A 25,724-nucleotide genomic window follows, 5' to 3' on the forward strand; every position below is an offset into this window, starting at 1 on the left:
CCCCAGGTTGACGCTGTTGGTGCTGACCGGTTGATCCAGCACGCCGTCGAGCGCCACCTGGTACTTGCCATCCAGCCCCAGGGTCACGGTCAGAATGGTCTTGCCGCCCGCATCCAGCAGGGTGATGACGTTGCCGTTGACCTGATAGTGGGTCGGCTGGCCGCCGCTGGTGAGGCCATTCAGGCCGGGCTGGCTCGCCTCGAAGTTGAGCGACACCAGGCGATCGCTGCCCACGCTCACCGGCAGCTGGCCATCCAGGGTCTGGCCAGAGGCCCCTTCCTGCAAGGTGACCCCGCTGTCGATGCCAAGGCGGGGATCCACACCGTCACTGATGGAGACAACCAGATCGGCGCGGGTCTCGTCGCCATCTATCTCCTTGGCGGAAACGGTGAGCCCGAGGGAGAGCTGGTCGCTGCCCTGATGGTCCAGAGGCCCATTGAGGGAGACGGTGACATTGCCGTCGATATCACTGCCATGTTGGCTGGCGGTCAGCTCGGCCTTCAGCACCTCGACCCGCTTGCCATTGCCATCCAGGTAATAACCCGTCAGCAGGCGATCACCGGTGAATTCGAAGGTCAAGGCGTGGCCGTCGCTGCTGATGCCGCTGCCGTTGAGACGGGCCAGGGTTGCACTCTGATCCGCGAAGACGGCACTTGTTGCCACCAAGGGATCGGACTGATGGCCCACCACGAACTGGCTCTGTCCCACCACCGCCGCCGGATTGGTGAAATCATCCTCCGTGAGGCTGATGGGGGCGATGGTGAAGTCAGGCGGTGTGCTGTCCACCAGGTTGACGGTGAGATTGGCGCTCACCCGATCCCCGTCGCTGTCGCGGTACTCCAGGGCAAAGGGCAGGCTCAGGCTATCCTGGCCGTGATCCAGGCTCTGGTTCCAGACGATGCGATAGCTGCCGTCGTTGGCCAGGGTCAGGGTGAAGACGGTCACGCCCCCCGCGCTGGCGGTGAGGGTCTGGCCGCTGACCTGGTAGGCGAGCGCCGTCCCGTGGCTGGTCAGGCCAAGCTGATTGAGGGCACTTTGATCGGCGGCAAAACTCACCTGCAGGTTGCCATCAAGCCCGGCACCGGTGTGCAGGGATCCGGTGGCACTCACCGGCCCCTTGGCGAGATCCGCCTCGGAGAGGGTAAGCACGTCGCTCTGACCGATGAGAGGAGCCCCGTCGATCACCCGGTTGCCCGCCAGATCCGTCACCTCGGCGCGTACCTCGTAGGGGCCCTGGATGCTGGAGAGATCCAGGCCTCCCAGTTGCCAGCGGCCGTCACTGCCCACCAGGGCACTGCCGCTGAAGAGGGTCTGGCCATTCTGGCCAACCAGGGTGATGGTCACCCGCTGCCCCGCCTCCACGTCCGTGGTACTGCCGCTCAGGGTGACCTTGTCATGGCCGAGGATGCTGTCGGTATCGAGATCGTCGATGTCGATGGCGGCACGGGTATCCACCGTCACCGTCAGGGTGTCGCTGGCCCGGTTGCCCGCGATGTCCACCGCATCGACGCGAAAATCATGGGCGCCATCGGCCAGGGTATCGGGGATCTGATATTGCCAGTTGCCGTTGCCATCCACGGTGAGCACGGCCATCACCTTGCCTTCCAGGGTCAGGGTAACGGTAGCGCCAGGCTCCCCCTTCCCTTGCAGTAGCGGTGTGGTGTCGCGGGTCAGATCATCGGTCTGGCTGGTGCCGGTGTCGCTCTCGTCCGCCAAATCCAGGGTAATGGTGGTGATGGTGTCGAGCAGGGTCTGGCCGGTGTCGCTGGCCCGGTTGCCGGCTGCATCCTGGGTATCGGCCTGGATGGTCAGGGGGCCGTCCACCAGCTTGCCGGTGACGTCGCCGAAGTTTGCCTCCCAGACGAAGCCGGGCAGCACCACTGTGGTGGTGGTCAGGCGATTGCCATCTTGGTCTATCAGGGTGACGGTGACGGTCTGGCCGACTTCCACGTCCTCGACAAAGCCGCGAATGATGACGCCGGTCGCCTCGTCGGCATTGATGATGTTGTCGTCGGTCTGGGGCTCTGTGATGGTGATGGCCGCCAGCAGATCCTGATCTTCGGCATAGAGCAGCTCGTCGCCCGGCTGACGCGCCTCATGGCCGGTGTCAAACCCCGCCTCGGCCAGGGTGTACTCACTGTTGAGATCCACCACCACGAAACCGCCGGCGCTGGAGCCGACCACACCGCCAGCGGTGCCCGCGCCCGGATTACCGGCGGCCGTCTCTGCAAACAGCTCGGTTGGGTCGGCCCCCTGACGGATGGCCTCCTGCAGGCTCGCCAGCTCGGCATCGGCACCGGCGGGCAGTGCCGCCTCGGGCTGGGCGGGCTCGGGACGTTCGCTGCCCGCCTCCGCCAGCTCCACCTGTCCGTCGGATTCGGTGAGCAGGCGCATCCCGGGCTCCAGTTGCATGCCAGGGGTAGCACGGCGCAAAGAGCCGTCCGCATCCATCACAAACACGGCGCCCTCCACCTTGGCAATAAGAGTCGGTTTATCGATTCGCAGCTCGGCCATATATCCTCCAACGGGTAAACACAGACTTCCCAGCACATGAAGCGTAAAGGGAAAGTCTCCGTGACAGGCGGCTATTTTACCGTCAATCACCCCCTATAACCAACCCTTCGTTATTTTCGAAAATATCGAAAGTAAATACCCCCAACCGTCCTATTAAATTCAATAAGACGCTATCAAGCCGCGAATATGCTGGAATAAAGCCCTTATTTTTCCTTTCCTAAAAACAGATGGCTCTCTTGGCACCCATTTCTACGACAGCTTCTGTCACAAAGTCCCTTGACAGGGACCATGGTGATGGAAAACCGAAGCCTCCCCCTCACCCCTTCGCAAGCTTAATATTGAATTTAAATTCAACATCAGCAGTTCATTCTCTCTCTTCAGGCGGTGTATCACTCCGCCGCCTCTCGCCCTTCCCCCCTCACCAGCATGATGAACATCGTTTTTACCTATTTTCATCAAAAGAGAACGGGTGGAAATAACCCTCGGATGAGGTTCAATAATTCCACCTGGATCGCACTTTTGGCATCCCTCCCCCCCCTCAATTGATCTAGCGCAACTCCCACGGGGATAAATAATTATCCATTTTACCCATTTGGTATTATCCCCCCGAGCAATTGCATAAACACCGATTTATATGCAGCCATAACAATGGATCGGCCTGCCATGCCCGTCGATGATGAGCACAGATGTCCACACCAAGATGGAACGGTCAGGCCCGACATGGACTTTTATCTGGGAGTGATGACCGTGGGTTCATATGACAAGCTATTTCGACCAGGGCTGGCGGCCCTGCTGCTGACCGCCCTGCTGGGCGCAGGCAGTCTGGCACAGGCGGCCGACGAGGCACAACCCAAGGGCAAGATCGAGGCGCGCAGCGAGCTGTTCGCCAAGGATCACGCCGATCAGTTCACCAGCTGGAAAGGCACCAGCGAGAGCCGCGAGCGCACCGACGCCCTGGCGGAAGATCCGCAGATGGTGGTGCTCTGGGCCGGCTACCCCTTCTCCAAGGATTACAACAAGCCGCGCGGCCACTTCTATGCGCTGACCGACGTGCGGGAAACCCTGCGCACCGGCGCCCCCAAGACCGCCGAAGATGGTCCGCTGCCCATGGCCTGCTGGAGTTGCAAAGGCCCGGACGTGGCCCGCGTCATCGACGAGAAGGGTGAGGATGGCTACTTCAAGGGCATGTGGGCAAAAGGCGGCCCCGAGATCGTCAACACCATCGGCTGCGCCGACTGCCACGACACCGCCTCGAAAGAGTTCAAGGAAGGGAAACCCGCCCTGCACCTCTCCCGTCCCTATGCCGACCGGGCCATGACCGCTATCGGCAAGCCGTTCAAGGAGCAGGGGCGCTTCGATCAGCAGTCTCAGGTGTGCGGCCAGTGCCACGTGGAGTACTACTTCAGCGGCCCCACCAAGGCGGTGAAATTCCCCTGGGACAAGGGTACGACTGTTGAGCAGATGGAAGAGTATTACGACGAGATTGGCTTTGCCGACTGGACCCATGCCCTCTCCAAGACCCCCATGCTCAAAGCCCAGCACCCCGAGTACGAGACCTGGCGCGCCGGCATTCACGGCCAGAACAACGTCGCCTGCGTCGACTGCCACATGCCCAAGGTGCAGAACGAACAGGGCAAGGTCTACACCGATCACAAGGTAGGCAACCCCTTCGATCGCTTCGATCAGACCTGCCGCAACTGCCACACCCAGAGCAAAGAGATGCTGCAAGGGGTGGTCAAGCAACGCAAGGATGCCGTCACCGAAATCAAGCTCAAAGTCGAGAAGCAGCTGGTGCACGCCCACTTTGAAGCCAAGGCCGCCTGGGATGCCGGCGCCACCGAAGCCGAGATGAAGGACATTCTGCAGGACATCCGTCACGCCCAATGGCGCTGGGACTTCTCCATCGCCTCCCACGGGGTGCAGATGCACGCCCCGGAAGTGGCGCTGCGCATGCTGGGAACCGCCCTGGACAAGGCCGCCGACGCCCGCACCAAGCTGGCACGCCTGCTGGCCGCCAAGGGGATCAGCCACGAGATCGCCATTCCCGACATCTCCAGCAAGGAGAAGGCCCAGGCAGCTCTTGGCATGGACATGAAGCAGATGAACAGCGACAAGGCCCAGTTCCTCAAGACCACAGTCCCCGCCTGGGATGCCGAGGCCAAAGCGGCCGGACGGCTCGCACAATGACGAGGCATGCGGGCCCGCAGTGTCGGGCCCGCAGCCGGATGGAGGCTTCCTATGGGTGATTTAACAATGGATTTCTTACGACTGATGCTGATGGCAGCCATGCTGCTGACCAGCCTGCAGGGCCAGGCGGCCGATGCGGCAACCGCCCCGGCACCGACTACACATGAAGTGGAATTTCTGCGCAGTGCCGACAAGGCCTGCACCGACTGCCACAAGGAGCAGGTCGAAGGCATGCACGGCAAGCACGGCCAGGCGACCAACCCCAACAACCTGGCGCCGGTCACCTGCACCAACTGCCATGGTCAGCCCTCTCCCCAACACCGGGAAGGGGTCAAGGACGTGATGCGCTTTAGCGACAGCTTCAATGACAAACAGAGCACCGAGCGCTACCCCATCGCCGAGCAGAACGGGGTCTGCATGAGCTGTCACGAGCCCAAAGTGCTGCGCGAGGCGCTCTGGGCCCACGACGTGCACGCCACCAAGCTCACCTGCACCAGCTGCCACCAGTTGCACCCGGCCAAGGAGCCCATGGTGGCGATTCCGGAGAAGTCCCGCATCAAGCTCTGCGTCGACTGCCACAGCAAGCAGCATGAGGCCGTCAAGGCGGCCAAGGCGAACACCACCTCGGGCAAGGAGGCACCATGAGCTGCTCTCGCCGTCACTTCATGGCGGGGATGAGTGCGGGGGCCCTCATCATGATGACGGGGGCTGCCCGTGCCAACACCCGCTCCCTTGCCGCCACCCTCGCTCACAGCCAGACCATCGACGGGATCCGCTACGGCATGATCCACGACGAGACGGCCTGCATCGGCTGTACCGCCTGCATGGATGCCTGCCGGGAGGTGAATCAGGTGCCAGAGGGGGTCTCGCGCCTCGAGATCATCCGCTCCGGCCCCATCGGCACCTTCCCTGATGCCGAGTACCACTTCTTTCGCAAGTCCTGCCAGCACTGCGACAACGCTCCCTGCGTGCACGTCTGCCCGACCGGTGCCTCCCATATCCGCAAGGAGGATGGCATCGTCGACGTCAACCCGGATCTTTGCGTCGGCTGCATGTACTGTCTGGCCGCCTGCCCCTATCAGGTGCGCTTCATCAACCCTGTGACCAAGGTGGCCGACAAGTGCGACTTTTGCCGCAAGACCAACCTGGCGGCGGGCAAGGAGCCGGCCTGCGTGGAATCCTGCCCCACCAAGGCGCTGGTGTTCGGCAATCTGGATGATCCGGACAGCCCCATCGCCAAACGGCTGGTGAAGGAGACCACCTATCGCTACAAGCAGGCGCTCGGCACCTCGCCCAAGATGTATCGCGTGCCCAAAGGGGAGATAAAGTTATGACGATGCAAAACGCGTTTCACTTCCCCTCGCTGGTGTGGGGGTTTGCCCCATCGCCATCTACCCCGGCAATAACCGATGGAGGGCATGACCATGTGGTATGACGCATTTCACTTCCCTTCACTGGTCTGGGACTGGCCGATCGCCATCTATCTCTTTCTGCTCGGCATCTCCGCCGGGGCCACCAGCCTCTCGGTGCTGCTGCGCCGCAAGGGAGCCGGCAGCGAGAGCGGCATCATCAAGGCGACCGCCATTCTGGCGCCGGTGAGCGTGGTGCTGGGGTTACTGATCCTCATCTTCCACCTGGCCCGCCCCTGGACCTTCTGGAAGCTGATGTTCCACTACCAGTTCGACTCCGTGATGTCGATGGGGGTCATGCTGTTTCAGGTCTACATGGCGGTGCTGTTTGCCTGGCTGGCGGTGGTATTTCGGGCCGAGATCGAGACCTTGCGCAGTCACCTGCTGCAAGAGAAGTTCGCCTTTGTGGATGGTCTGATTGGCTGGCTCGCCCGCATCGAGCGGCTGCTGGCGCCGCTCTTGCTGCTGCTCGCCGTGCTCTTGGGGGCCTACACCGGCTTTCTGCTGTCGGCGCTCAAGACCTATCCGCTCTTGAACAACCCGGTGCTGCCGGTGCTGTTCCTCATCTCCGGCGTCAGCTCCGGCATCGCTTCCACCATCTTGCTGGCGGTCACCCTGTTCAAGGAGAACCATCACAGCCAGGGGGTGAGCTTTGTCCACCGCTTCGAGCGGCCGGTGCTGGCGGTGGAGGTGTTGCTGCTGGTCTGCTTCTTTACCGGCCTCTACTTCGGTGGCGGCCAGAAGGAGGCAGCCATGTGGGCCGCCATCGGCAGCGGCTTCTGGGCTCAGGTGTTCTGGCTCGGGGTGGTGGGCATCGGCATGCTGCTGCCCCAGTTGCTGGCCCTGCTGGCCCCCGCGCCGCTGCGGGCCAAAAACGGCTATCTGGTACTGGTCTGCAGCCTGACCCTGGTGGGGATCCTGCTGCTGCGCTACTTCGTGCTCTATGCCGGCCAGATGACGGTAGTTTAAAAATCGGTTCACGCTCCTGCTGCGAGGCCGTGATCAAGGCTCATGTGCTGCTCGGAATCCTCATGTATTCACATACACTCCGGTTCCTGCGCTGCTCTTTACCTTGCTGACAACCTCTCGCGACGGATAGTGAACCGGTTATTGAAAGCTGGGGATAAGCGCCAGCCGCCCTTCGGGTGACTGGCGCTTGTTTGTGGCGATGAGTTGTTGCGATTGGTTGTTGCCAGAAGGTGGATGTTATCCCTCAGCGCCGGTACGGTGCAGACGCTGCGGCATAACATAGACAAATGATTGACTGGAGGTTGTGTGCTGGCGGAGCTCGGCTATCTCTCACTGTTGCTGGCGACCGGGCTCGCCCTGCTGCAAGGGCTGCTGCCCTGGCTGGGGCTGCGGCTCGCCTCACGCCCGCTGCTCGGCTGCGCAACACCGCTGGCCATCCTGGTCGCGCTCCTGCTCGGGGCCGCCCTGCTGCTGCTCGCCAGCTGTTTTGGCCTCGATGACTTTACCCTGGTCTATGTAGCCCAGCACGCCAACAGCGCCCTGCCCCTTGGCTTCAAGCTGGCGGCCGTGTGGGGCGGCCACGAGGGCTCCATGCTCTTTTTCGTCTTTGCGCTGGGGCTGTGGGGCGCGCTGGTGGCCCTTTGCTCCAAACGGGTCGATCCGCTGATCACAACCCGGGTATTGGCCATCATGGGGCTGATCGTCGGGCTGTTCGGCCTCTATACCCTGATCTTCTCCAGCCCGTTTGACCGCCAGTTCCCAGGGCCGCTGGAGGGGCGCGATCTCAACCCCATGCTGCAGGACATCGGCCTCATCATCCACCCGCCCCTGCTCTATCTCGGTTACGTCGGCTTTGCGGTCAACTTCGCCTTCGCCATGGCGGCGCTGCACTCGGGTCGGCTCGATGGCGCCGTGGCCCACTGGAGCCGCCCCTGGGCGCTCGGCTCCTGGGTCTTTCTCACCGCCGGTATTGTGCTGGGCTCCTGGTGGGCCTATTACGAGCTCGGCTGGGGCGGCTGGTGGTTCTGGGATCCGGTGGAAAATGCCTCCCTCTTGCCCTGGCTGCTCGGCACCGCCCTGCTGCACGCCCTGGTGGTGTGCGAGAAGCGCGGCGCTTACGGCCACGCCGTGTTGCTGCTCTCCATCTTTACCTTTTCGCTGAGCCTGCTCGGCACCTTCGTGGTGCGCTCCGGGGTGCTCACCTCGGTACACGCCTTTGCGGTGGACCCCAGCCGCGGCCTCACCCTCTTGTTGCTGCTCGGTTTGCTATTGACCTGCGCCCTCACCCTGTTTGCCCTGCGGGCGGACATTCGCGCTCCCTATGCCCGCTTTGGCTTGCTGTCAAAAGAGGGGCTGCTCGGCGCCGCCATCCTGCTGCTTTGCGTGGCCTGCGCCAGCGTGCTGCTCGGCACCTTCTACCCCATGGTGTTCCAGTCGCTCCATCTGGGCTCGCTCTCGGTGGGCGCCCCCTATTTCAATACCATCTTCGTGCCGCTGGCCCTCTGCCTGATGGCGCTGATGACCCAGCTGCCGCGCCTGCGCTGGCAGCATCTGGCAGCCCAGCGCCGCATCAAGGTACTGCTCCCATGCCTGTTCGGCCTGCTGGGGGGCACCTTGCTGAGCCTCGCCTATCCCGAACCGCTGCGGGCAAGCTGGCTGGGGCTTGCGGCCAACGTGCTGAGCCTCTGGCTGATGGCCAGCCTGCTGCTCCCGCTCTTGCAACCGGTCGCCCTGCGCGAGCTCACCCTCAATCGGTTCGGCAGCCTGCTGGCCCACCTCGGGGTGGCAGTGTGCGCCCTCGGCATTGCGCAGGTGAGTCACCACAGTCAGGAGGGGGGCGCCGTACTCGCCGCAGGCCAACCCTATCGGCTCGGCGCCTTCGCGTTTCGCTATGAGGGGAGCGAGCCCATCATCGGCCCCAACTACACCGCCGAGCGCATCACGCTTAGCGTGCATCAGGATGGTAAAGAGGTGGCGCGGCTGACGCCGGAACGGCGTCACTACAGCGTGCGCACCATGAACATGAACGAGCCTGGCATCGCGTGGGGAATGCTCGGCGATCTCTACGTGGTGCTTGGCGAGAAGATGGGACCAGGCGCCTATGCCATGAGGCTGCACTACAAGCCACTGGTGCGCTGGATCTGGTTCGGTGGCCTGTTGATGATAGCGGGTGGCACACTGCGCCTGATCGTCCGCCGGCCGCTGCTGGCTAACCATCCTGCGGCAGCGACCGCCCCCTGCCCTCGGCTTGAACAGGAGTCCTTATGAACGCCCGTTTGCGCCTGTTCGTGCCGCTCGTGCTCACCCTGGGGCTCGGCGCCCTGCTCTGGCTCGGCCTTGGCAACAACCCCTACAGCCAGGATGAGGCCGTCGCAGGGCGCAACCTGCCCGCGTGGCAGAGTGACGATCTGCTTGGTGGCCCCCCCATCCACACCGCGGCGCTCAAGGGGGAACCCTTCGTGCTCAACGTCTGGGCCAGCTGGTGCCCCAACTGCCGCGCCGAGCATCCGCTGCTGGGTGAGCTGGCCAGCGCTGTGCCCCTCTATGGCCTCAACTACCGGGACAAGGTAGATGCCGCCCGCGCCTGGCTCATCGAGGCGGGCAACCCCTATCGCACCGTGCTGGCCGACCCTGACGGCAAACTTGCCCTGGAGCTCGGCGTCTACGGCACGCCGGAGACCTATCTCTTCGCCGGCGACGGTACCCTGTTGACCCGCCATACCGGCCTGCTCACCCGGGAAGTCTGGCAACGCCAGTTTGCCCCCCTGCTTGCAAAGGCCCGCGGCAACACCGCCAGCCAGCCCGAAGTGGAAAGAGAAGTGGAGAGAGAAGTAGAGAGACAAGTGCGGGAGAGCAAGCCATGAACCGTCTCGGCCACGCCCTGATAGCGCCGCTCTTGCTGGCCTTGAGCCTCGGGGCCCTTGCCAGCGGGGTCGACACCTATGAGTTTCGCCACCCCGAGCGGCAGACCCGCGCTCAGGAGCTGGCCCGCTCCCTGCGCTGCCCCCAGTGCCAGAACCAGAACCTGGTGGAGTCCAACTCCCCCATCGCCCGGGATCTGCGGCTTGAGGTCTACCGCTGGGTGGACGAGGGACAATCTGATGAGCAGGTGATCGCCCGCATGACGGAGCGCTTCGGCGATTTCGTGCGCTACGATCCCCCCTTCAAGCGCAGCACGGCGCTGCTGTGGGGCGGCCCCGCCCTCTTGCTGTTGCTGGCGCTCAATCGCCTGCGCAGGAGCCTGCATCGCCGGCAACCGGCGCGGGTGCCGCTTGTCGGCAACAGAGCCGAGGGGGCGCTCGCCCACGACCCCAGGGCCGAGCTGAACCGGCTGATCATGGCCGAGCAGCAGGCGGGGCTTGCCCCCCACAGCCGCCTCTACCGGGAGCTGGAGCTGGCCCACCTCGCCAACGCCACCCCAACCGCCGAGCAGGCCCTGCGCGAGCGGCTGGTAAGAGATAGCACCGCCCGTCCGCAGCTCTGGCTGCGCTCCTGGATACTGCTTGGGACCCTGCTGCTGGCGCTGATGGCCGGTATTTATGCCGGCACCGGCCGCTATCAGGCGTGGCAGGCTTATCAATCGCGCCCCGATCCGCTGGCGGGATTGAGCCCGCGGGATCTGCAAGACAAGGCGCTGGGCGCCCTGCACCAGCGCCTGCAAGCCAACCCCGCCGATCTCGACGGCTGGGCGGCGCTCGGCCAGCTCTATCTCTATCGGGACGAGTACGCCAACGCCCTGCTTGCCTACCAGCGTCTCGCCCTGCAAGAAGGGGGCGCCAGCGCGGCGACCCAGGCCGCCCAGGCTACCGTGCTCTACTACCAGGCAGGCCAGCAGCTCACCCCGGAGGCGCTGCGTCTGCTTGATAGCGCGCTCAAGCAGGACAAGGGCGAGGTGAGCGCCCTGATGCTGCTCGCCTCCGATCACTTCCTGCACGGCCGCTACTCCCAGGCCATCGCCCTCTGGCAGCAGTTGCTGGACGAGGAGCGTCCCCGCATCAACCGGGCCGCACTGATCGAGGCCATTCAGACCGCGCGGATGATGGGAGGATGAAGCGGGGCAAAACGGCGATAATGCAGCGGGCCATCTTCCCTGCCGGGCGCCGTTTTTATCGCCATGGTCGCCATTAACGACCCCTTCATCATCCCAAGGCGCCGAAAGGTGCAAAAAGAGTCGTCATCCCGCCCCTCACCAGCATATAGTGCGCCCCCGTAGTGGCGTGTCTGCCATGGCCTGACAGGCCTCTATGACTCCCTTTTGCGGGCCCGATAGCCCCGATGCGGGGGATTTCAAGGTGCGCCAACCCATAAAATGGAAATATCCGGCCACCAGACGTTGTGAAGCGTCAATTACCGTCATATAACTTAGCCAAATGTCCCTGTGAGTCGTAGTAGAGTCAAATCATGAACCTTCGTCCTTTTCTTCCCTTGCTGCTCGGCGCCTTCCTCCTTCCCGCCAGCATGGAAAGCGCCCATGCCAACCCGTTTTCTGCGACCTCTTCTTCCACCAACAGCCTGCTCGAACCCCGCAGCAACCTTCCGCTGAGATCCGATGCCTACGTGGTCGTCAACCCGAAAACCGGCGAGACACTGGCAGAGCGCAACGCCAACCGGGTGATGTCCATCGCCTCCATCACCAAGCTGATGACAGCGCTGGTGGTACTGGACGGCAATCAGCGCCTCAACGAAACCCTCACCGTCACCATGGATGACGTGGACAGACTCAAGGGCACCGGGTCGCGCCTCGCGGTGGGCTCGCGCCTGAGCCGCGCCGACATGCTGCACATCGCACTGATGTCCTCTGAAAACCGCGCCGCCTCCGCCTTGGGACGACACTACCCGGGTGGCCGCAAGGCCTTTATCGAGGCAATGAATGCCAAGGCCCGCATGCTCGGCATGTGGAGCACCCATTTCGCCGACAGCACCGGGCTCAACCCCCGCAACGTCTCCACCGCACACGATCTCGCCAAACTGGCTGCCGCCGCATCCACCTACCCGCTGATCCGCCAGTACACCGCCTCCGAGCAGCGTCTGGTACGCAACGGCAAGCGCCAGCTGCACTACCTCAACTCCAACCGCCTGGTACGGGAAGGAAGCTGGCCCATTCTGGTCTCCAAGACCGGTTATATCCGCGAGGCGGGGCGCTGCCTGGTGATGGGAACCCGGGTCAACAACGAGCCCGTGGTCATGGTACTGCTTCACGCCAACACCACGGATGAACGGGTCGCCGATGCCAGAAAGATCAAGAGCTGGCTGGAAACCTCGGGCCGCATGACCCTGACGGCGCAGTCCACTCCCCAGCCCAGGCTCTTCAGCAGCCAGTAACGGCTACGAGAACAAGGGCCCCCGAACCGGCAGGTGCGGGGGCCTTTTTCATGAGTGGCAATCACCCCCTATTGCCTCTTTCTGCTCCCCCAGTGATCCCGACCGTATGGTGCTTCGTTAAGGAGGCAGAGAGAAACCAAGGGCATCAACAGGGCCGCCACATGCACCTCAAACCCCATCTACCCGAGAAGATCTGTCCCGTCTGCCTGCGTCCTTTTGCCTGGCGGCGCAAGTGGGCCCGCTGCTGGCAGGAAGTGCGCTATTGCAGCGAACACTGCCGTCGTCGGAAGGAGCACCCCTGATGGAGCTACGCCTCATTCTCGGGGATCAACTGAACGCAGGTCACAGCTGGTTTCGCACGCAGGATCCCGCTGTCTGCTACCTGATGGCGGAGCTGCGCCAGGAGACGGACTACTGCCGCCACCATCGCCAGAAGGTGCTCGCCTTCTTTGCCGCCATGCGCGCCTTCGCCGCCGCCCTTACCAAGGCGGGCCACCGGGTCTGCTACCTGACTCTCGATGAGAGCGCCCCCTGGCCCGATTTGCCGAGCTTGCTGGCGGCCCAGCTCGAAGCGCATCAGGCCGAGCGCTTCGCCTGGCAGAGCCCGGACGAGTGGCGCCTTGCAAGCCAGCTGACCCAGTGGGCCTCAGGCCTTGCCATCCCGACCGCTGAGGTGGACAGCGAACATTTTCTCACCCCCCGCGATGGCTGGCGACGCTACCCCCACAGCCGGATGGAGTTCTTCTACCGCGCCCTGCGAAAGCAGTACCGGGTGTTGCTCGATGAGCGCGGCCAACCCCTTGGGGGGCGCTGGAACTTCGATGCCGAGAATCGCGCCAAATTGCCGGCGAGCCAACCCATCCCGGCGCACCTCACCTTTGCCAACGAGGTGAGCGACATCGATGCCATGCTGACCCGCCACGGCGTCGCCACCATTGGCAGTGCCGATGCCGACGCCCTGCCCTGGCCCGTCACCCGGCGCCAGAGCCGCGCACTGCTTGAACACTTCCTTGCACACTGCCTGCCCCACTTCGGCCGCTATCAGGACGCCCTGAGCGAGCGGGGCTGGAGCCTGTTCCACAGCCGCTTGTCGTTTTCCATGAACAGCAAGATGCTCCATCCCCTCGAGGTGATCCGCGCTGCGCAAGCTCACTGGCAGGCCAATCAGGCCACCATTTCCCTGGCGCAGGTGGAGGGGTTCATCCGCCAGATCCTCGGCTGGCGCGAGTTTGTCCGCGCCCTCTACTGGGAAAAGATGCCCGAGTATCGGCGCACCAACTTTCTCGGGGCCGAGCGACCCCTGCCCGGTTTTTTCTGGAATGGAGAAACCAGCATGGCCTGCGTGCGTCACGCCATTCGACAGTCTCTGGAGCACGCCTATGCCCACCATATCCAGCGGCTGATGGTGACCGGCAACTTCGCCCTGCTGGCGGGTATCCACCCTGACGAGGTGGATACCTGGTATCTGGGCATCTATGTGGACGCCATCGAGTGGGTGGAGCTGCCCAACACCCGCGGCATGAGCCAGTTTGCCGATGGCGGCCTGATGGGCAGCAAGCCCTACGCCAGCAGCGGCGCCTATCTCGAGCGGATGGGCCACTACTGCAAGGGGTGTCACTATCAGGTGAAGGCCCGCAGCGGGCCGGACAGCTGCCCCTTCAACAGCCTCTATTGGCACTTTTTATGGCGCAACCGGGACAAACTTGGCAACAACCCTCGCCTCGCCCTGCCTTATGCCAACTGGGATGGCCAAACCACAGAACAGCAGCAAGCCATCCTGACGACGGCAGAGCATCATCTGCTCCACCTGGAGCGGCTCTGAATCGACCGGATTTCATGCCAGAAAGTGAGCAAATGACAACATTGAGAGCCAGTTAACAAAATGTGAATAGCGATAACCACCAATGACATCGACACCAGTTGAATATCCTGTGGCGGCTGATTAAGGTGGAGGCCCCAGTCAAGGAGAGACAAGATGGACATAGTGGTACTCGGTGGTGGCGTGGTCGGTGTGACCAGCGCCTGGTATCTGGCCAAGGCCGGTCACAAAGTGATCCTGCTGGAGCGGCGTGACGGGGTGGCCCTTGAAACCAGCCATGCCAACGCGGGTCAGATCTCCCCGGGTTATGCTTCCCCCTGGGCTGCCCCCGGCATTCCCCTCAAGGCCGCCAAATGGCTGCTGCAAAAGCACGCCCCCTTCACGGTGCGGCCCACCTCGGACCCCTTCCAGCTGCGCTGGATGCTGAAGATGTTCGCCAACTGCACGCCGGCGGCCTATGCGGTCAACAAGGGGCGCATGGTACGGCTGGCCGAATACAGCCGCGACTGCATGAAGCAGTTGCGGGGCGAGCTCGCGCTCGACTACGAAGGGCGCCAGCTCGGCACCCTGCAACTGTTTCGCAGTCAGGCCCAGCTCGATGCCAGCCAGCGCGATATTGCCGTGCTCGAGGAGTACGGCGTCCCCTATCAGTCCCTCGATGCCGGCGGCTGCGAGGAGGTCGAGCCCGCCCTGGCAAGGGTGCGTGGCAAGGTGGTGGGGGGCCTGCGCCTGCCGGGAGATGAAACCGGTGACTGTTTCCGCTTCACCCAGGCCCTGGCGGACGAGGCCCGCAAGCTCGGGGTGAGCTTCGTCTTCAACTGCGCCATCGACGAGGTCGAGATCGCGAAGGGACGCGCCGTGGCGGTCCGTGCCGGCGAGCAGCGCTTCCAGGCCGACGCCATCGTCTGTGCCCTCGGCAGTTATGGCACCGGCTTCCTGCGCCCCCTCGGAATTGAGCTCCCCGTCTACCCGGTCAAGGGGTACTCCCTCACCCTGCCGATGACGGATGCCGAGGGTGCCCCGCGCAGCACTGTGCTGGACGAGACCTACAAGGTCGCCATCACCCGCTTCGACGAACGGATCCGGGTGGGCGGCATGGCCGAACTCTCGGGCTTCAACCTGGCGCTCAACCCCAGACGCCACGATACCCTGGCCATGGTGGTGAGGGATCTCTTCCCCCAGGGGGGAAATCTGGAGCAGGCCAGCTTCTGGACCGGGCTACGCCCCATGACGCCGGACGGCACACCCCTGGTCGGCCCAAGCCCCATTCCCGGGCTCTGGCTCAATACCGGCCACGGTACCCTGGGCTGGACCATGGCGGCAGGATCGGGCCAGTTGCTCAGCGATCTCATCTCGGGCAATACCCCGGATATCAGCGACGAGGGGCTCACCCTGGCCCGCTACGGCTAGGCATTGGCCACCGTCTGTGCAAGTCTGCGAAATAAAGAGGGCGTGCCTGGCACGCCCTCTTTTTTCTTGCCCCCCTGGCTATGACGACACCGGGGTCGCCTCCTCGCTCGTCAGTCCGGGTTTCAGGGCCAGCGTGAAGAGCGCCGCCACCATGTCGGACTGGGTGATGATGCCCACCAGCTGCTCCCCCTCCACCACCGGCATGTGGTGCAGCCCCCCGTCGGAGAAGGCCTCCACCAGGTCGTAGAGAGGCTGGTAGCGCCGCGCCGTCTGCACCTCCCGGGTCATCAGATCCGCGACCTGCTGCTGCTCGAGGGCCTCCTTCGCCCTCGGCTGGTGACCCGCCCGGTCGATCATCAGGTCGTGCAGGGTGATGATGCCGACCAGCCTCTCCCCCTCATCCACCACCGGCAGCGCCTTGATCTGGTGGTGGGAGAGCAGATGCCACGCCTCCATGGCGAGCGCCTGTGGCGTCGTCACGACGAGATCCCGCGACATCACATCCTGGCACCGTACCGTCTCCACTCGCCCCCGCAGGGCGTGAAGCTGGGCCTCCTGCAGCAGCTCCTGCAGATCCTGGCGGCTGATGTCCAGCAGCTCCCCGTGTTTTTCCAGGGCAAAGTCGATGTCCTGAGTGGCGAGCCGGGCACTCGGCTGGGGATCCGCCGTCTGGTGGCGATTGGGCGCCGCCTTGCCGCCATGGGGATAACGACGCCCCAGGGCGCGGTTGTAGAGCAAGCCCAGACTCAGCAGCAACAGGGAGTTGAGCAGCACCGGCAGCAGCACGTAGCCGACCCCGAGCGCCCGGATCCCCTCGCCGCCGATGACGGCGGTCAGGGCCACGGCGCCGCCGGGCGGGTGCAGGCTGCGGGTGAGGAACATGGCGGCGATGGCCAGCATCACCGCCAGGGCCGAGGCGATAGCCATGTCCGGCACCAGGTTCGCGCTCAATACCCCCATCAGGGCCGAGACCCCGTTGCCCACAAGGATGGACCAGGGCTGGGCCAGGGGGCTGGCCGGGGCGGCAAACAGCAGCACGGCGGAGGCCCCCATGGGGGCGATGAGCCAGTGCACCTCGAGCCCCAGCCCCCAGCGACACAGCAAGGCGGTGCCGAGCAAGCCGATGAGGGCGCCAAGGGCGCCGTAACAACTCTCTTTGACGCTGGTATTGGTCGATACCGGCAAAAAATCCCTGAACTGCATGGTGCTCCCGCGGACGATAACATTTATTTAAAATGCGCAATTCTAGCCACTTTCCCCCGTCCCAGACCAGCCCCCCGCTCCGCCATGGCCATCATCCGCACGCTTTTTCCCTTCTTAACATTGTCTTAAGAGTCCGCTGGCACCCTTTACGCCATCCCAACACTGGAGCCCAACGGTATGACTCACCTCAACGATGCCCTGCGCCGCTTCGACGGCCAACGCCGGGTCTGGACGGCGGGACTGGAGCGAACCCTGCTCGGCTGGCTTGCCAGTCGCAGCGCATTGCCGCCCTCTTCGCAGGCACCCCGCCGGATCCTGGTCATTCGCAGTACCAACCGCATCGGCAACAACCTCTTCCTGCTGCCCTTCCTGCACCAGCTTCATCGCGCCCATCCCCACGCCGAGCTGGAGCTGGTGTGCAGCCCCACCGCCCTGCTCCCCTTCCTGGCCGATCTGCCCCTGCGGCACATTCATCAGATCCGGTTGCAGGGCAGACACCTGCCGGGCGCCCTCTCGGCACTCTCGCGTCTGCGCCGCCAGCACTACGACAGGGTCTACGTCCCCTTCGCCTCCAGTACGGATCACTTCATCGCCGCCTGGGTACAGGCCCGGGAGAAATGCGGCTTCGACGATGGCCATGGGGATCTCATCTTCCCGCGTCCGCAGGCTCCGGACAGTGAGTGCCACTACGCCCACCAGCCCCTGCAACTGCTCGGCATACCGGGCAATCCGGCCAACCCCATCCCCCTTGGCAGCCTGTTGCAGGGGCCAAGCCCGGCCTTGAGTGCGCTGCGACGAGCCTATCCTGGCCGTCCTCTGATCGGCTTTTTCACCGGCGCCCGCAAGGGCAAGGGGCTCTCCCAGCCCCAGTGGCAGCGGTTGCTTGGGGATCTGCGCCGTCACAGCCCGGATTCCCTGCTGATCCAGCTCGCGGATCCCGCCGCCCCCGAGCACCTGCTCGGGGACGTGCACGTTTCCCTTGGCAACATGGGGGAGCTGGCCCGCTTCACGGGCGGCCTCTCCCTCTTCGTCAGCGCCGACACCGGTCCCCTGCACCTGGCTGCCGCCAGCGGTGTGCCCTGTCTTGGCCTCTTTACCCAGACCGACCCCGCCCGCTACGGGTGCCTGGGCGCCCAGCACCTCAATCTGGTGATCGAGGATCGCAATGCCATCCCCCTCGACCAACAGTGGCTGACCGAGGCGCTCGCAAGCGCCCCTCACCGGGTGACGATGTCGGTTTCCCCAACCCGCTACCTGCCCGCACCCCGGCCCGCCCTGATCCCCCTCTAGGGAGCGGCCATGCAAAAAAAGAGGGAAGGCTGTCGCCTTCCCTCTCTCGTCTTGGTGACACTCACCGGGCGCTCGTCCGGGTGAATGGAAGCCCTCAGGCCAGCTCGGCGCGCAGCGCCCGAGTCGCATCGACCATCACCTTCAGGGCAGCGGTGGTCTCTTCCCAGCCGCGGGTCTTGAGGCCGCAGTCCGGGTTCACCCAGAGCCGGTCTGCCGGGATTTGTTGCGCAGCCTTGCGGATGAGGTCTTCAATCCAGCCCTGGCTCGGTACGTTCGGCGAGTGGATGTCGTAGACGCCCGGACCGATCTCGTTGGGGTAGTTGAAGCGCTCGAACGCTTCGAGCAACTGCATCTGGCTGCGGCTCGTCTCGATGGTGATCACATCCGCGTCCAGCGCCGCCACCGCCTCGATGATGAGGTTGAAGTCGCTGTAACACATGTGGGTGTGGATCTGGGTGCTGTCCACCACCGGGCTTGCACTCAGGCGGAAGGCGCGCACCGCCCAGTCCAGATAGGCCTGGTGATCCTGCTTGCGCAGGGGCAGCCCTTCGCGGATCGCCGGCTCGTCGATCTGGATGATCTTGATGCCGGCGGCTTCCAAGTCAGCCACCTCGTCGCGAATGGCCAGGCCAATCTGCAGGGCGGACTGCTCGCGGCTCACGTCTTCCCGCGGGAAGGACCAGCAGAGAATGGTCACGGGGCCGGTCAGCATGCCCTTCACCGGCTTGTCGGTCAGGCTCTGGGCAAACTTCGTCCACTCAAGGGTCATGGGGGTCGTACGGTCGATGTCACGGGTGATCACCGGCGGCTTGACGCAGCGGGAGCCATAGCTCTGTACCCAGCCAAATCGGGTGATGGCAAAGCCGTCCAGCAGCTCCCCGAAATACTCCACCATGTCGTTGCGCTCGGCCTCGCCGTGCACCAGCACGTCCAGCCCGATGGCCTCCTGGCGCTCAATCGCATCCTTGATCTGGGCCTGGATGCCCGCCTCGTAGGCCTGGTCATCGATGCGCCCGGCACGCCAATCCTGACGCAGCACCCGGATTTCAGAGGTCTGCGGGAAGGAGCCGATGGTGGTGGTGGGCAGGAGCGGCAGCTTCAGATCCGAGCGCTGCGCGTCGGCACGCACCGGGTAGGCGCTCTGGCGATCGAAGTCACTGTTGGTCAGGCTGGCGAGGCGCGACTGCACCAACTTCTTGTGAACCCGGCTGTCAGACTCCCGATCCACGATGGGCTGGCTGTAAGCCTCGATTTTGTCCAGGGCGCCACCGTCCAGGTAGTCGGACAGCAGCCCCAGCTCATAGCACTTTTGCAGGGCAAAGGCGAACCAGCTGCGAGTCTGGGGATCCAGCTCGTGCTCCAGGGTCAAATCCACCGGGCTGTGCAGCAAGGAACAGGAGGAGGCCACCCAGAGGCGCTCGCCAAGCTTTTCTTTCAAGGCCTTGAGGGTCGGCGCCAGCTTGGCCAGGTTGGCACGCCAGACGTTGCGGCCGTTGATGACACCCGCCGAGAGTACCCACTGTGCCGGCAGGTGCGGGACCAGGGTCTCCAGCTGCTCGGGGGCTGCCACCAGATCCAGGTGCAGGCCGTCCACCTTCAGACTGGTGATGATGTCGCGCTGATGGGCCACGGACCCGAAGTAGGTGGTGAGCAGCAGCTTGCAGGGGCCGCTCAGGCGCTCATATGCCTTGAGGTAGGCCAGGCGCCACTCGTCCGGCAGGTCCAGCGCCAGAGCCGGCTCGTCGATTTGCACCCACTCCACCCCCTGGGCCGCCAGTTTGGCCAGGATCTCCTGGTAGACGATCAGCAGGCGATCCAGCAGTTCGAGGCGGGAGAAGCCGCTCTCTTTCTCCTTGCCAAGCCACAGGTAGGAGACGGGGCCCAGCAACACCGCCTTGGCCGGCAGCCCAAGGGCCTTGGCCTCTTCCACCTCGTCAAAGAGCTGGCTCCAGCCCAGCTTGAAGCGCTGGTCACGGTAAAATTCCGGCACTAGGTAGTGGTAGTTGGTGTTGAACCATTTGGTCATCTCGGCAGCGGCCGCCGCCGGGCCGGTCGGCGCACGGCCACGGGCCACCCGGAACAGGGTGTCGAGGTCGGTGTCGCCGTGGCGGTGACGGGCAGGCACGGCGTCCACCAGCAGGCTGGTACCCAGCACCTGATCGTACCAGGCAAAATCCCCCACCGGCAGCAGGTTGACCCCGGCGGTACGCTGGGCCTGCCAGTGGCGCTCACGCAGGCTCTTGCCCACGGCGACCAGCTCGGCCTGGGTGGTTTCGCCACGCCAGTAGGATTCGAGGGCAAATTTCAGTTCGCGCTTGGCGCCGATACGGGGAAAGCCCAGGGTGTGTGCGCAGGTCATAGGTTCCATTCCTTATGCTCGTTTATCTGATGAGGATCTGGATTGTTTGGCCATCCAGATGTTTACACATCCAAAATGACAAGATAAGGTGACCTTGGCTATTGAATCCTCTTCAACTGGCTCTCAAGAATTTCTCAACTGACGCACAAAGGAGCAGTGCCATGGTCGCGCCCACCCCATCCAGCCCCCCTCAGAGCAGCAATCTGGGCATCGATCTCAAACACCTGAAGACCATCAGCGCCCTCGCCGAGCAAGGGTCCCTGGCCGGGGCCGCACTCACCCTCAACCTCACCCAGTCCGCCCTCTCCCACCAGCTCAAGGAGCTGGAGACCCGCCTCAATCTGGAGCTGTTTCTTCGAAAAAGCCGCCCTCTGGTGCTGACGGCGGCAGGCCAGCATCTGCTGGCCCTGGCCCGTCAGGTGCTGCCCGCCCTGGCCCAGACCGAGCGCCAGCTGGTCGCCCTGCACAGCGGCGAGGCGGGCAGGCTGCATCTGGCCCTCGATTGCCACAGCTGCATCCAGTGGCTGCTCCCGCTGTTGCCGGACTTTCGCCGCCAGTGGCCCGGCGTGGATCTGGAGGTGGAGTCGGTGCCGGGTTTCGATGCCATCAGTGCCCTGCTTGGCGGCCAGCTCGACCTGCTGCTCACCTCGGATGTGCAGGCCCGCGGGGATCTTCATTTCGAGCCGCTGTTCGCCTTCGATCTCACCCTGGTGATGGCGCCGGATCACCCCCTCTGCCAGCAGCGGCGCATCGCACCGGACGATCTGCGACCGGAGGTGCTGTTGGTCTACCCGGTGGAGCGGGCGCGCATGGACGTGTTCAGCCGTTTCCTGCAACCGGCCGGGGTGGAGCCCGCCCGTTGCAAACCGGTGGACAACACCTCGGTCATGCTGCAGATGGCCGCCGCCGGGCTCGGGCTCGCCGCCCTGCCCCGCTGGGCCAGCGAGGAGTTCGTGCGCCAGGGCCTGCTTGAGGCGCGCCCTCTCGGGGAGGGCATTCGCCGCCACATGTATGGCGCCGTGCGCGCCGCCGACAAAGATCAGGCCTGCCTGCAGAGCCTGTTCGAGCGCATTCGCACCCGGATGGCGGCCCAGTAAGCCGGGCACAAAAAAGCCGCCAGGATCAGGCGGCTTTCACCACGGGTTGCCCGCGCAGACGAAGAGTCGGGTATCAGCATTCATCACCCCTCGCCCCACCCAGCCTTCGCGGGCAGTTGCCACACAGTTCCCCATCCCGGCGCTTGTAGTGCAGGCAGCAGCGCTGGCGCACATAGCCCGGGAAGGCATCGTCCCGGGGCAGGCCTGCTTCGCACCAGCCCGTCAGATGTGCCGACGGCAGGCCACAGGATTCAAGCCAGAGGGGAGCATGGGACCTCACCTCCTCCCGACTCACCTCCCCGAAGAAATCGGGCACCCGCACCAGGGCCGCCAGCAGATCGTCCGCCAGGAGCGGGCGCACGAAACCGGGGCGCAGCCGCTGCGCCGTCCCAAGGAGGGTGAACTGCCCCTGCCAGTGCGCCTGGAGTCGCTCCCCGGCCGTCTTGATCAACACGCCGACCTCCCCTTTGATCATGGGCTCGGCCGGCAGGGTAAAGCCCGACACCACGCCGGCCTCATGCCCCTGTCCCAGCCTGTCGAGGGCAGGCACGGCCTGATGGCGGTAGACGGCCACCATGGCGAGATAGATGGATTGCCAGCAGAGCATGCCCCAGCTGCGGGTGAGCCAGTAGGCGGGTCCCGCCTCCGGGTGTGCCTGCTGCCAGTGCGCATGGAGGGCTGCGGCCACCTCGGCCGACGTCGCTCCGGTGGCATCCGTCAGTGGCGGACGCACGTCACCGGCCGCCACCAGGTTCCCCTTGAGGGACGGGATCAGGCTGGCCGCCGCCGCGAACAGGGCCTGGTGATCCGAGACGAGGGCGCGTTCCGCGTCCGCTTTTTCCCGGCCAAGGCCGTGCGGCACACCGCGCGCCCTCTCCTCGCCCATTCGTTGAAAGGGCCCCGGGCGCGTGCCGGGGCGCAAGGTCAGAATGCGTATTTGAGTCGCGCCTCCACGCTTCGTTCGGCCCCGAACCAGCAGTTGTTCTGGTCGTAGCAGGAGTAGTAGGTCTTGTTGAACAGGTTGCTGGCGCCAAGCGATACCCCTACCCCTTTCAGGCTTGCGCTGAGGGCGGCGAGATCGTAGGAGGCGGACATATCCATCAGGAGGTAGTCCGGTACCTTGTCGGTGTTGGCGGCATCCATCTCGGCCTCCCCCACGTAGCGCAGGCCGGCGCCCACTCGCATCCCCTCGAGGTTGCCGCCGGGGTAGTAGTTGCTCCACAGCGACGCCATCTGTCTGGGGACCCAGACCGGCGTCTTGCCCTGCAACGTGGTGGTATCGCGCGTGATCTCCATGTCCATCAGGGTGTAGTTGAGGGCCAGATCCAGCTGGCTGGTGAGATCGGCTCTCCCCTCAAGCTCGATGCCCCTGGAGACCGTCTCCCCGGTCTGCAGCTTGGGCCCGTAGACATTGTCCGGATCCGTCACCAGGGCATTCTTCTTGGTGATGTGGAACGCCGACAGCGTCGCCGTCTTGCTCATGTCGTCGGAGAGGAACTTGACGCCCCCTTCCCACTGATGACCGGTCGCCGGTTTGAACGCCTGACCCTGCTTGTCCGCCCCCGGCACCGGCTCGAAACTCTCGGCATAGCTCGCATAGGGGGAGAAGCCGCCATCCAGCTCATAGAGAGCGCCGACGCGGAAGGAGAGGTTGTCCTGATCGATGTGGGCCAGGGACTGGCTGTCCGCCCCCTGATAGAGGGTCCGGCTGTCGGTGTCCATCCGGTAGCGGTCGTAGCGGGCGCCGCCGATGGCCACCAGCCGATCGAGGCGCACCTGATCCTGCAGATAGACGCCGGTCTGGGACTGACGGATCACCTTTTTATCCTGGTAGTTGAAAGTGAGTGCCTCTGGGACTATCTGGCTATGGTTCGGGTTGAAAATGTCGATGCTGGGCGCCGAGTAGTCGAGGGTATCCCGGTAGAGGACATGGGCATCCAGGTACTGGTAGTCGACCCCGAGCAGCAGGTTGTGCTGGGCAGAGCCCGTCTGTACCTTGCCCGCCAGCTGGTTGTCGATGACAACGCCGCGAGAGTCTTCATCGGTGAGATAGGCGTTGCGGGCCAGGGTGCGGTTGTCCGCCGCCAGGGCCGCGTTGTAGGTGTTGCGCTGATAGGCAGACGCATCCATGTAGCGGGCATTTTGCAACACCTGCCAGCGCTCGTTGAAGTCGTGGCTCAGCTTGTAGCCCAGCAGGGTCACATCCCGGTTGTACTCGTTCCAGTTCTCGTCGCCAAGGAAGGTGTCACTGCCAAGCTGCCCCAGGGGATTGGATTTGGCCGAGCCGCTGGCGGGCACAGTGGTGTAGATGCCGGCCTCGGGATCCTTCTGGTAGTAAAGGTTGAGGTTCAGCAGGGTGCGCTCGCCGAGCTGCCAGTCCAGGGACGGCGCAAAGACGTAGCGCTCCTCCTTCGAGGTCACCGCCTGGCCATCCTTCTCCCGGGCCAGTCCCACCAGCCGATAGGCGAGCTGCTCGTTGATGGCACCGGTGCTGTCGAGGGTCATCTCCTTGAGGGTGCCCGTGCCGGTCGCCACGCTCACGTTGTGCTTGCTCTCCCGCTGGGGGCGCTTGGCGATGAGGTTGACCATGCCGCCGGGGGGCATGCTGCCATAGAGCACCGATGTCGGCCCCTTGAACACCTCCAGCTGCTCGATGGCCACCGGATCGATCTGGGGTTGCAGGTTCCAGTCGTTGTACTGGAGCAGCAGGCCGTCATAGAAGTTCTGGTAGTTGTCAAAGCCACGGATGTTGAACAGATCCAGCCGGTTGACCGCCCCGCCCCTCAGCTCGGTGTTGACGCCGGGGACGTAGCGCAGCGCCTCGCTCACCGAACTGACACCGCGCAGCGACAGGGTCTCCCCATCCACCACCGAGATGGCCTGGGGCGTCTCGATGGGGTCGAGCCGGGTCTTGGTCGCGGTGTTGCGATAGGTCTGGCCGAGCACGGTCAGGGTCTCGTCGGCGGTGGCCGTATCCTGGCTGTCGGACGCGGCGGCCTGTACAGAGCCTGCAAGCAGGGTGGAGATGGTCACGGCGACCAGGGTCAAAGGGGGGTGAACAAGCTGCATCTGATCCTCGATTACTTACTGCATGTGAATAGTAACAAATATCATTTGCATTTTATTGTTCTATTTTGCCCCGATATTAACAATTTGGGGCATGTTGGCGGGGAAGCGGGAAAAGCGAGGGTGGCAGGCACGCCATCTCCTATCGGAGGCAAGATGGCAACGTCGTCGAGGCTCTCTGAGAGGGTCCATCATGGCCGCCTGATGAAGGTCACCGCCTTCACTTTCACAGCCAATCGGCAAGTAACCATCACATATTCAGAACATGGCGGCATTTTCACCCCCATATTCACACTCATCAGACAAGTATGGTCGCGTTCTCCCTCCCCTTGTTGATCCTGGTCAATCGCTATTGATAAAGGAGGCGATAGCATGCCCACCCTTTTATCAGCCCTGATTGAGACAATACCAAGCCATCAGCACACGCCTATGAATGAGACCGCCCACCAAAACCTGCACTGCGATACCCAGCTCAACGTCACCTTCGGAGTCATCATCCTGACCCTGCTCATCGCCCTGATGGCCGTCAGTGTCAGCATCCGGACCTCTGCCGAGCGCAAGTATCACAAGGTGGCGGCCATGTTCGTGCACAACATGGCGACCCAGTCCATCGAGCCACAGTTCAAGTCACTGGAGCATGTCCTCAACGAAACGGGCAGTGTCATCGATGAATCAGGCCTGGATGCCTTCCTCAATGAGGGCCATACATCCCTTGGCATCTCCCTGATGCAAACGTTGGCGCTCACCCCCTATGTGAAGAGCATCCTGCTCGCCGATCCACAGGGGCGGTTCAACTCCATCCCCCATCTGCCGGTCGAGGAGCACGTTGATGCCAGGAAGCGCCCCTGGTTTCTCTCCGCCGCCGTGCGAACACCCTTCGTGCACTACACCGACCACTACACCAGCCAATTCGACGACAAGAGCCGCAGCGTCTCCGTCTCCCGCCCCCTGCTCGACAGGGAAGGATTCTTCCTCGGCACCCTGGCCATCTTAAATGCGAAAGGGGACTCCCTCCGACGTAGGTGGGAGGGGAATTTCGCCGGGGCGTCAGCCCCGCTGGTTTTGAATGTATTGCTTGA

General features: G+C 63.9%; 19 protein-coding genes. 14 read left to right on the forward strand and 5 right to left on the reverse strand.

Features of this window, described 5'->3' with window-relative positions; translation table 11 throughout:
• On the reverse strand, positions 1-2,514 hold a 2,514-nt coding region (locus AB5Y64_RS16525), incomplete at its 3' end, for a retention module-containing protein (RefSeq protein WP_368204237.1).
• A gap of 741 nt (positions 2,515-3,255) precedes the next feature.
• Here AB5Y64_RS16525 and nrfA point away from each other — a divergent pair.
• The 11 genes from nrfA (at position 3,256) to AB5Y64_RS16580 (ending at position 15,630) form a co-directional block, all read left to right on the forward strand.
• Complete coding sequence (nrfA, locus tag AB5Y64_RS16530) at positions 3,256-4,701, forward strand: ammonia-forming nitrite reductase cytochrome c552 subunit (protein WP_368204246.1); 1,446 nt, start codon at positions 3,256-3,258, stop codon at positions 4,699-4,701.
• Between the two features lie 51 nt (positions 4,702-4,752).
• Positions 4,753-5,346, forward strand: coding sequence for a cytochrome c nitrite reductase pentaheme subunit (nrfB, locus tag AB5Y64_RS16535; RefSeq protein ID WP_368204238.1), 594 nt, complete (start codon positions 4,753-4,755; stop codon positions 5,344-5,346).
• A complete protein-coding gene (gene nrfC / locus AB5Y64_RS16540) occupies positions 5,343-6,035 on the forward strand; it encodes a cytochrome c nitrite reductase Fe-S protein (protein WP_227262779.1) in 693 nt (230 codons plus the stop codon). The genes nrfB and nrfC overlap by 4 nt, the downstream gene beginning before the upstream one ends.
• Before the next feature lie 90 nt (positions 6,036-6,125).
• The gene (gene nrfD / locus AB5Y64_RS16545) at positions 6,126-7,079 is read left to right on the forward strand and encodes a cytochrome c nitrite reductase subunit NrfD (protein ID WP_368204248.1); all 954 of its coding nucleotides are present in this window, start codon (positions 6,126-6,128) and stop codon (positions 7,077-7,079) included.
• Between the two features lie 306 nt (positions 7,080-7,385).
• Positions 7,386-9,347: a heme lyase NrfEFG subunit NrfE gene (nrfE, locus tag AB5Y64_RS16550; protein WP_368204240.1), complete on the forward strand. Its 1,962-nt coding sequence runs from the start codon at positions 7,386-7,388 to the stop codon at positions 9,345-9,347.
• On the forward strand, positions 9,344-9,943 hold the full coding sequence (locus AB5Y64_RS16555; protein ID WP_171865802.1) for a DsbE family thiol:disulfide interchange protein: 600 nt from the start codon (positions 9,344-9,346) through the stop codon (positions 9,941-9,943). Before nrfE ends, AB5Y64_RS16555 begins: the two co-directional genes overlap by 4 nt.
• Complete coding sequence (nrfF, locus tag AB5Y64_RS16560) at positions 9,940-11,130, forward strand: heme lyase NrfEFG subunit NrfF (RefSeq protein ID WP_171865801.1); 1,191 nt, start codon at positions 9,940-9,942, stop codon at positions 11,128-11,130. Before AB5Y64_RS16555 ends, nrfF begins: the two co-directional genes overlap by 4 nt.
• Positions 11,131-11,480: 350 nt before the next feature.
• Positions 11,481-12,401 carry a serine hydrolase gene (locus tag AB5Y64_RS16565; protein ID WP_029314613.1) on the forward strand — a complete coding sequence of 307 codons (921 nt, stop codon included), beginning with the start codon at positions 11,481-11,483 and terminating at the stop codon, positions 12,399-12,401.
• 161 nt (positions 12,402-12,562) lie between these two features.
• Entirely contained in the window at positions 12,563-12,703 is a 141-nt protein-coding gene (locus tag AB5Y64_RS16570) for a DUF2256 domain-containing protein (protein WP_161469895.1), read from the forward strand.
• A complete protein-coding gene (locus AB5Y64_RS16575) occupies positions 12,703-14,223 on the forward strand; it encodes a cryptochrome/photolyase family protein (protein WP_171865800.1) in 1,521 nt (506 codons plus the stop codon). The genes AB5Y64_RS16570 and AB5Y64_RS16575 overlap by 1 nt, the downstream gene beginning before the upstream one ends.
• Before the next feature lie 153 nt (positions 14,224-14,376).
• A complete protein-coding gene (locus AB5Y64_RS16580) occupies positions 14,377-15,630 on the forward strand; it encodes a D-amino acid dehydrogenase (protein ID WP_171865799.1) in 1,254 nt (417 codons plus the stop codon).
• Positions 15,631-15,708: 78 nt separating this feature from the next.
• Here AB5Y64_RS16580 and AB5Y64_RS16585 read toward each other — a convergent pair whose 3' ends face one another.
• Positions 15,709-16,833 (reverse strand): HPP family protein, encoded by a 1,125-nt coding sequence (locus tag AB5Y64_RS16585; protein ID WP_052815445.1) that lies wholly within the window; start codon positions 16,831-16,833, stop codon positions 15,709-15,711.
• A 177-nt stretch (positions 16,834-17,010) separates the two neighbouring features.
• Here AB5Y64_RS16585 and AB5Y64_RS16590 point away from each other — a divergent pair, with 177 nt between their 5' ends.
• A complete protein-coding gene (locus AB5Y64_RS16590) occupies positions 17,011-18,123 on the forward strand; it encodes a glycosyltransferase family 9 protein (protein WP_201872817.1) in 1,113 nt (370 codons plus the stop codon).
• A 94-nt stretch (positions 18,124-18,217) separates the two neighbouring features.
• Here the strand turns inward: AB5Y64_RS16590 and metE are convergent, their stop codons facing one another.
• Complete coding sequence (gene metE, locus AB5Y64_RS16595) at positions 18,218-20,482, reverse strand: 5-methyltetrahydropteroyltriglutamate--homocysteine S-methyltransferase (protein ID WP_368204243.1); 2,265 nt, start codon at positions 20,480-20,482, stop codon at positions 18,218-18,220.
• 161 nt (positions 20,483-20,643) lie between these two features.
• On the opposite strand from metE, the gene AB5Y64_RS16600 reads away from it, so the two are divergent.
• Complete coding sequence (locus tag AB5Y64_RS16600; RefSeq protein WP_039041273.1) at positions 20,644-21,579, forward strand: LysR substrate-binding domain-containing protein; 936 nt, start codon at positions 20,644-20,646, stop codon at positions 21,577-21,579.
• A gap of 73 nt (positions 21,580-21,652) precedes the next feature.
• Here AB5Y64_RS16600 and AB5Y64_RS16605 read toward each other — a convergent pair whose 3' ends face one another.
• Complete coding sequence (locus AB5Y64_RS16605) at positions 21,653-22,441, reverse strand: siderophore ferric iron reductase (RefSeq protein ID WP_270804928.1); 789 nt, start codon at positions 22,439-22,441, stop codon at positions 21,653-21,655.
• A gap of 62 nt (positions 22,442-22,503) precedes the next feature.
• On the reverse strand, positions 22,504-24,648 hold the full coding sequence (locus tag AB5Y64_RS16610) for a TonB-dependent siderophore receptor (RefSeq protein WP_171865796.1): 2,145 nt from the start codon (positions 24,646-24,648) through the stop codon (positions 22,504-22,506).
• Between the two features lie 426 nt (positions 24,649-25,074).
• Between AB5Y64_RS16610 and AB5Y64_RS16615 the strand changes: the two genes are divergently transcribed.
• On the forward strand, positions 25,075-25,724 hold a 650-nt coding region (locus AB5Y64_RS16615; RefSeq protein WP_336583757.1), incomplete at its 3' end, for a PDC sensor domain-containing protein.

It is taken from the genome of Aeromonas sp. R5-1 (assembly GCF_040908265.1).
GTDB lineage: Bacteria > Pseudomonadota > Gammaproteobacteria > Enterobacterales > Aeromonadaceae > Aeromonas > Aeromonas caviae.

Coding starts and splice junctions, on each gene's coding strand:
- nrfA (WP_368204246.1), top strand. CDS start 3,256: ATGACCGTGGGTTCATATGACAAGCTATTTCGACCAGGGCTGGCGGCC.
- nrfB (WP_368204238.1), top strand. CDS start 4,753: ATGGGTGATTTAACAATGGATTTCTTACGACTGATGCTGATGGCAGCC.
- nrfC (WP_227262779.1), top strand. CDS start 5,343: ATGAGCTGCTCTCGCCGTCACTTCATGGCGGGGATGAGTGCGGGGGCC.
- nrfD (WP_368204248.1), top strand. CDS start 6,126: ATGTGGTATGACGCATTTCACTTCCCTTCACTGGTCTGGGACTGGCCG.
- AB5Y64_RS16555 (WP_171865802.1), top strand. CDS start 9,344: ATGAACGCCCGTTTGCGCCTGTTCGTGCCGCTCGTGCTCACCCTGGGG.
- nrfF (WP_171865801.1), top strand. CDS start 9,940: ATGAACCGTCTCGGCCACGCCCTGATAGCGCCGCTCTTGCTGGCCTTG.
- AB5Y64_RS16565 (WP_029314613.1), top strand. CDS start 11,481: ATGAACCTTCGTCCTTTTCTTCCCTTGCTGCTCGGCGCCTTCCTCCTT.
- AB5Y64_RS16570 (WP_161469895.1), top strand. CDS start 12,563: ATGCACCTCAAACCCCATCTACCCGAGAAGATCTGTCCCGTCTGCCTG.
- AB5Y64_RS16575 (WP_171865800.1), top strand. CDS start 12,703: ATGGAGCTACGCCTCATTCTCGGGGATCAACTGAACGCAGGTCACAGC.
- AB5Y64_RS16580 (WP_171865799.1), top strand. CDS start 14,377: ATGGACATAGTGGTACTCGGTGGTGGCGTGGTCGGTGTGACCAGCGCC.
- AB5Y64_RS16585 (WP_052815445.1), bottom strand. CDS start 16,833: ATGCAGTTCAGGGATTTTTTGCCGGTATCGACCAATACCAGCGTCAAA.
- AB5Y64_RS16590 (WP_201872817.1), top strand. CDS start 17,011: ATGACTCACCTCAACGATGCCCTGCGCCGCTTCGACGGCCAACGCCGG.
- metE (WP_368204243.1), bottom strand. CDS start 20,482: ATGACCTGCGCACACACCCTGGGCTTTCCCCGTATCGGCGCCAAGCGC.
- AB5Y64_RS16600 (WP_039041273.1), top strand. CDS start 20,644: ATGGTCGCGCCCACCCCATCCAGCCCCCCTCAGAGCAGCAATCTGGGC.
- AB5Y64_RS16610 (WP_171865796.1), bottom strand. CDS start 24,648: ATGCAGCTTGTTCACCCCCCTTTGACCCTGGTCGCCGTGACCATCTCC.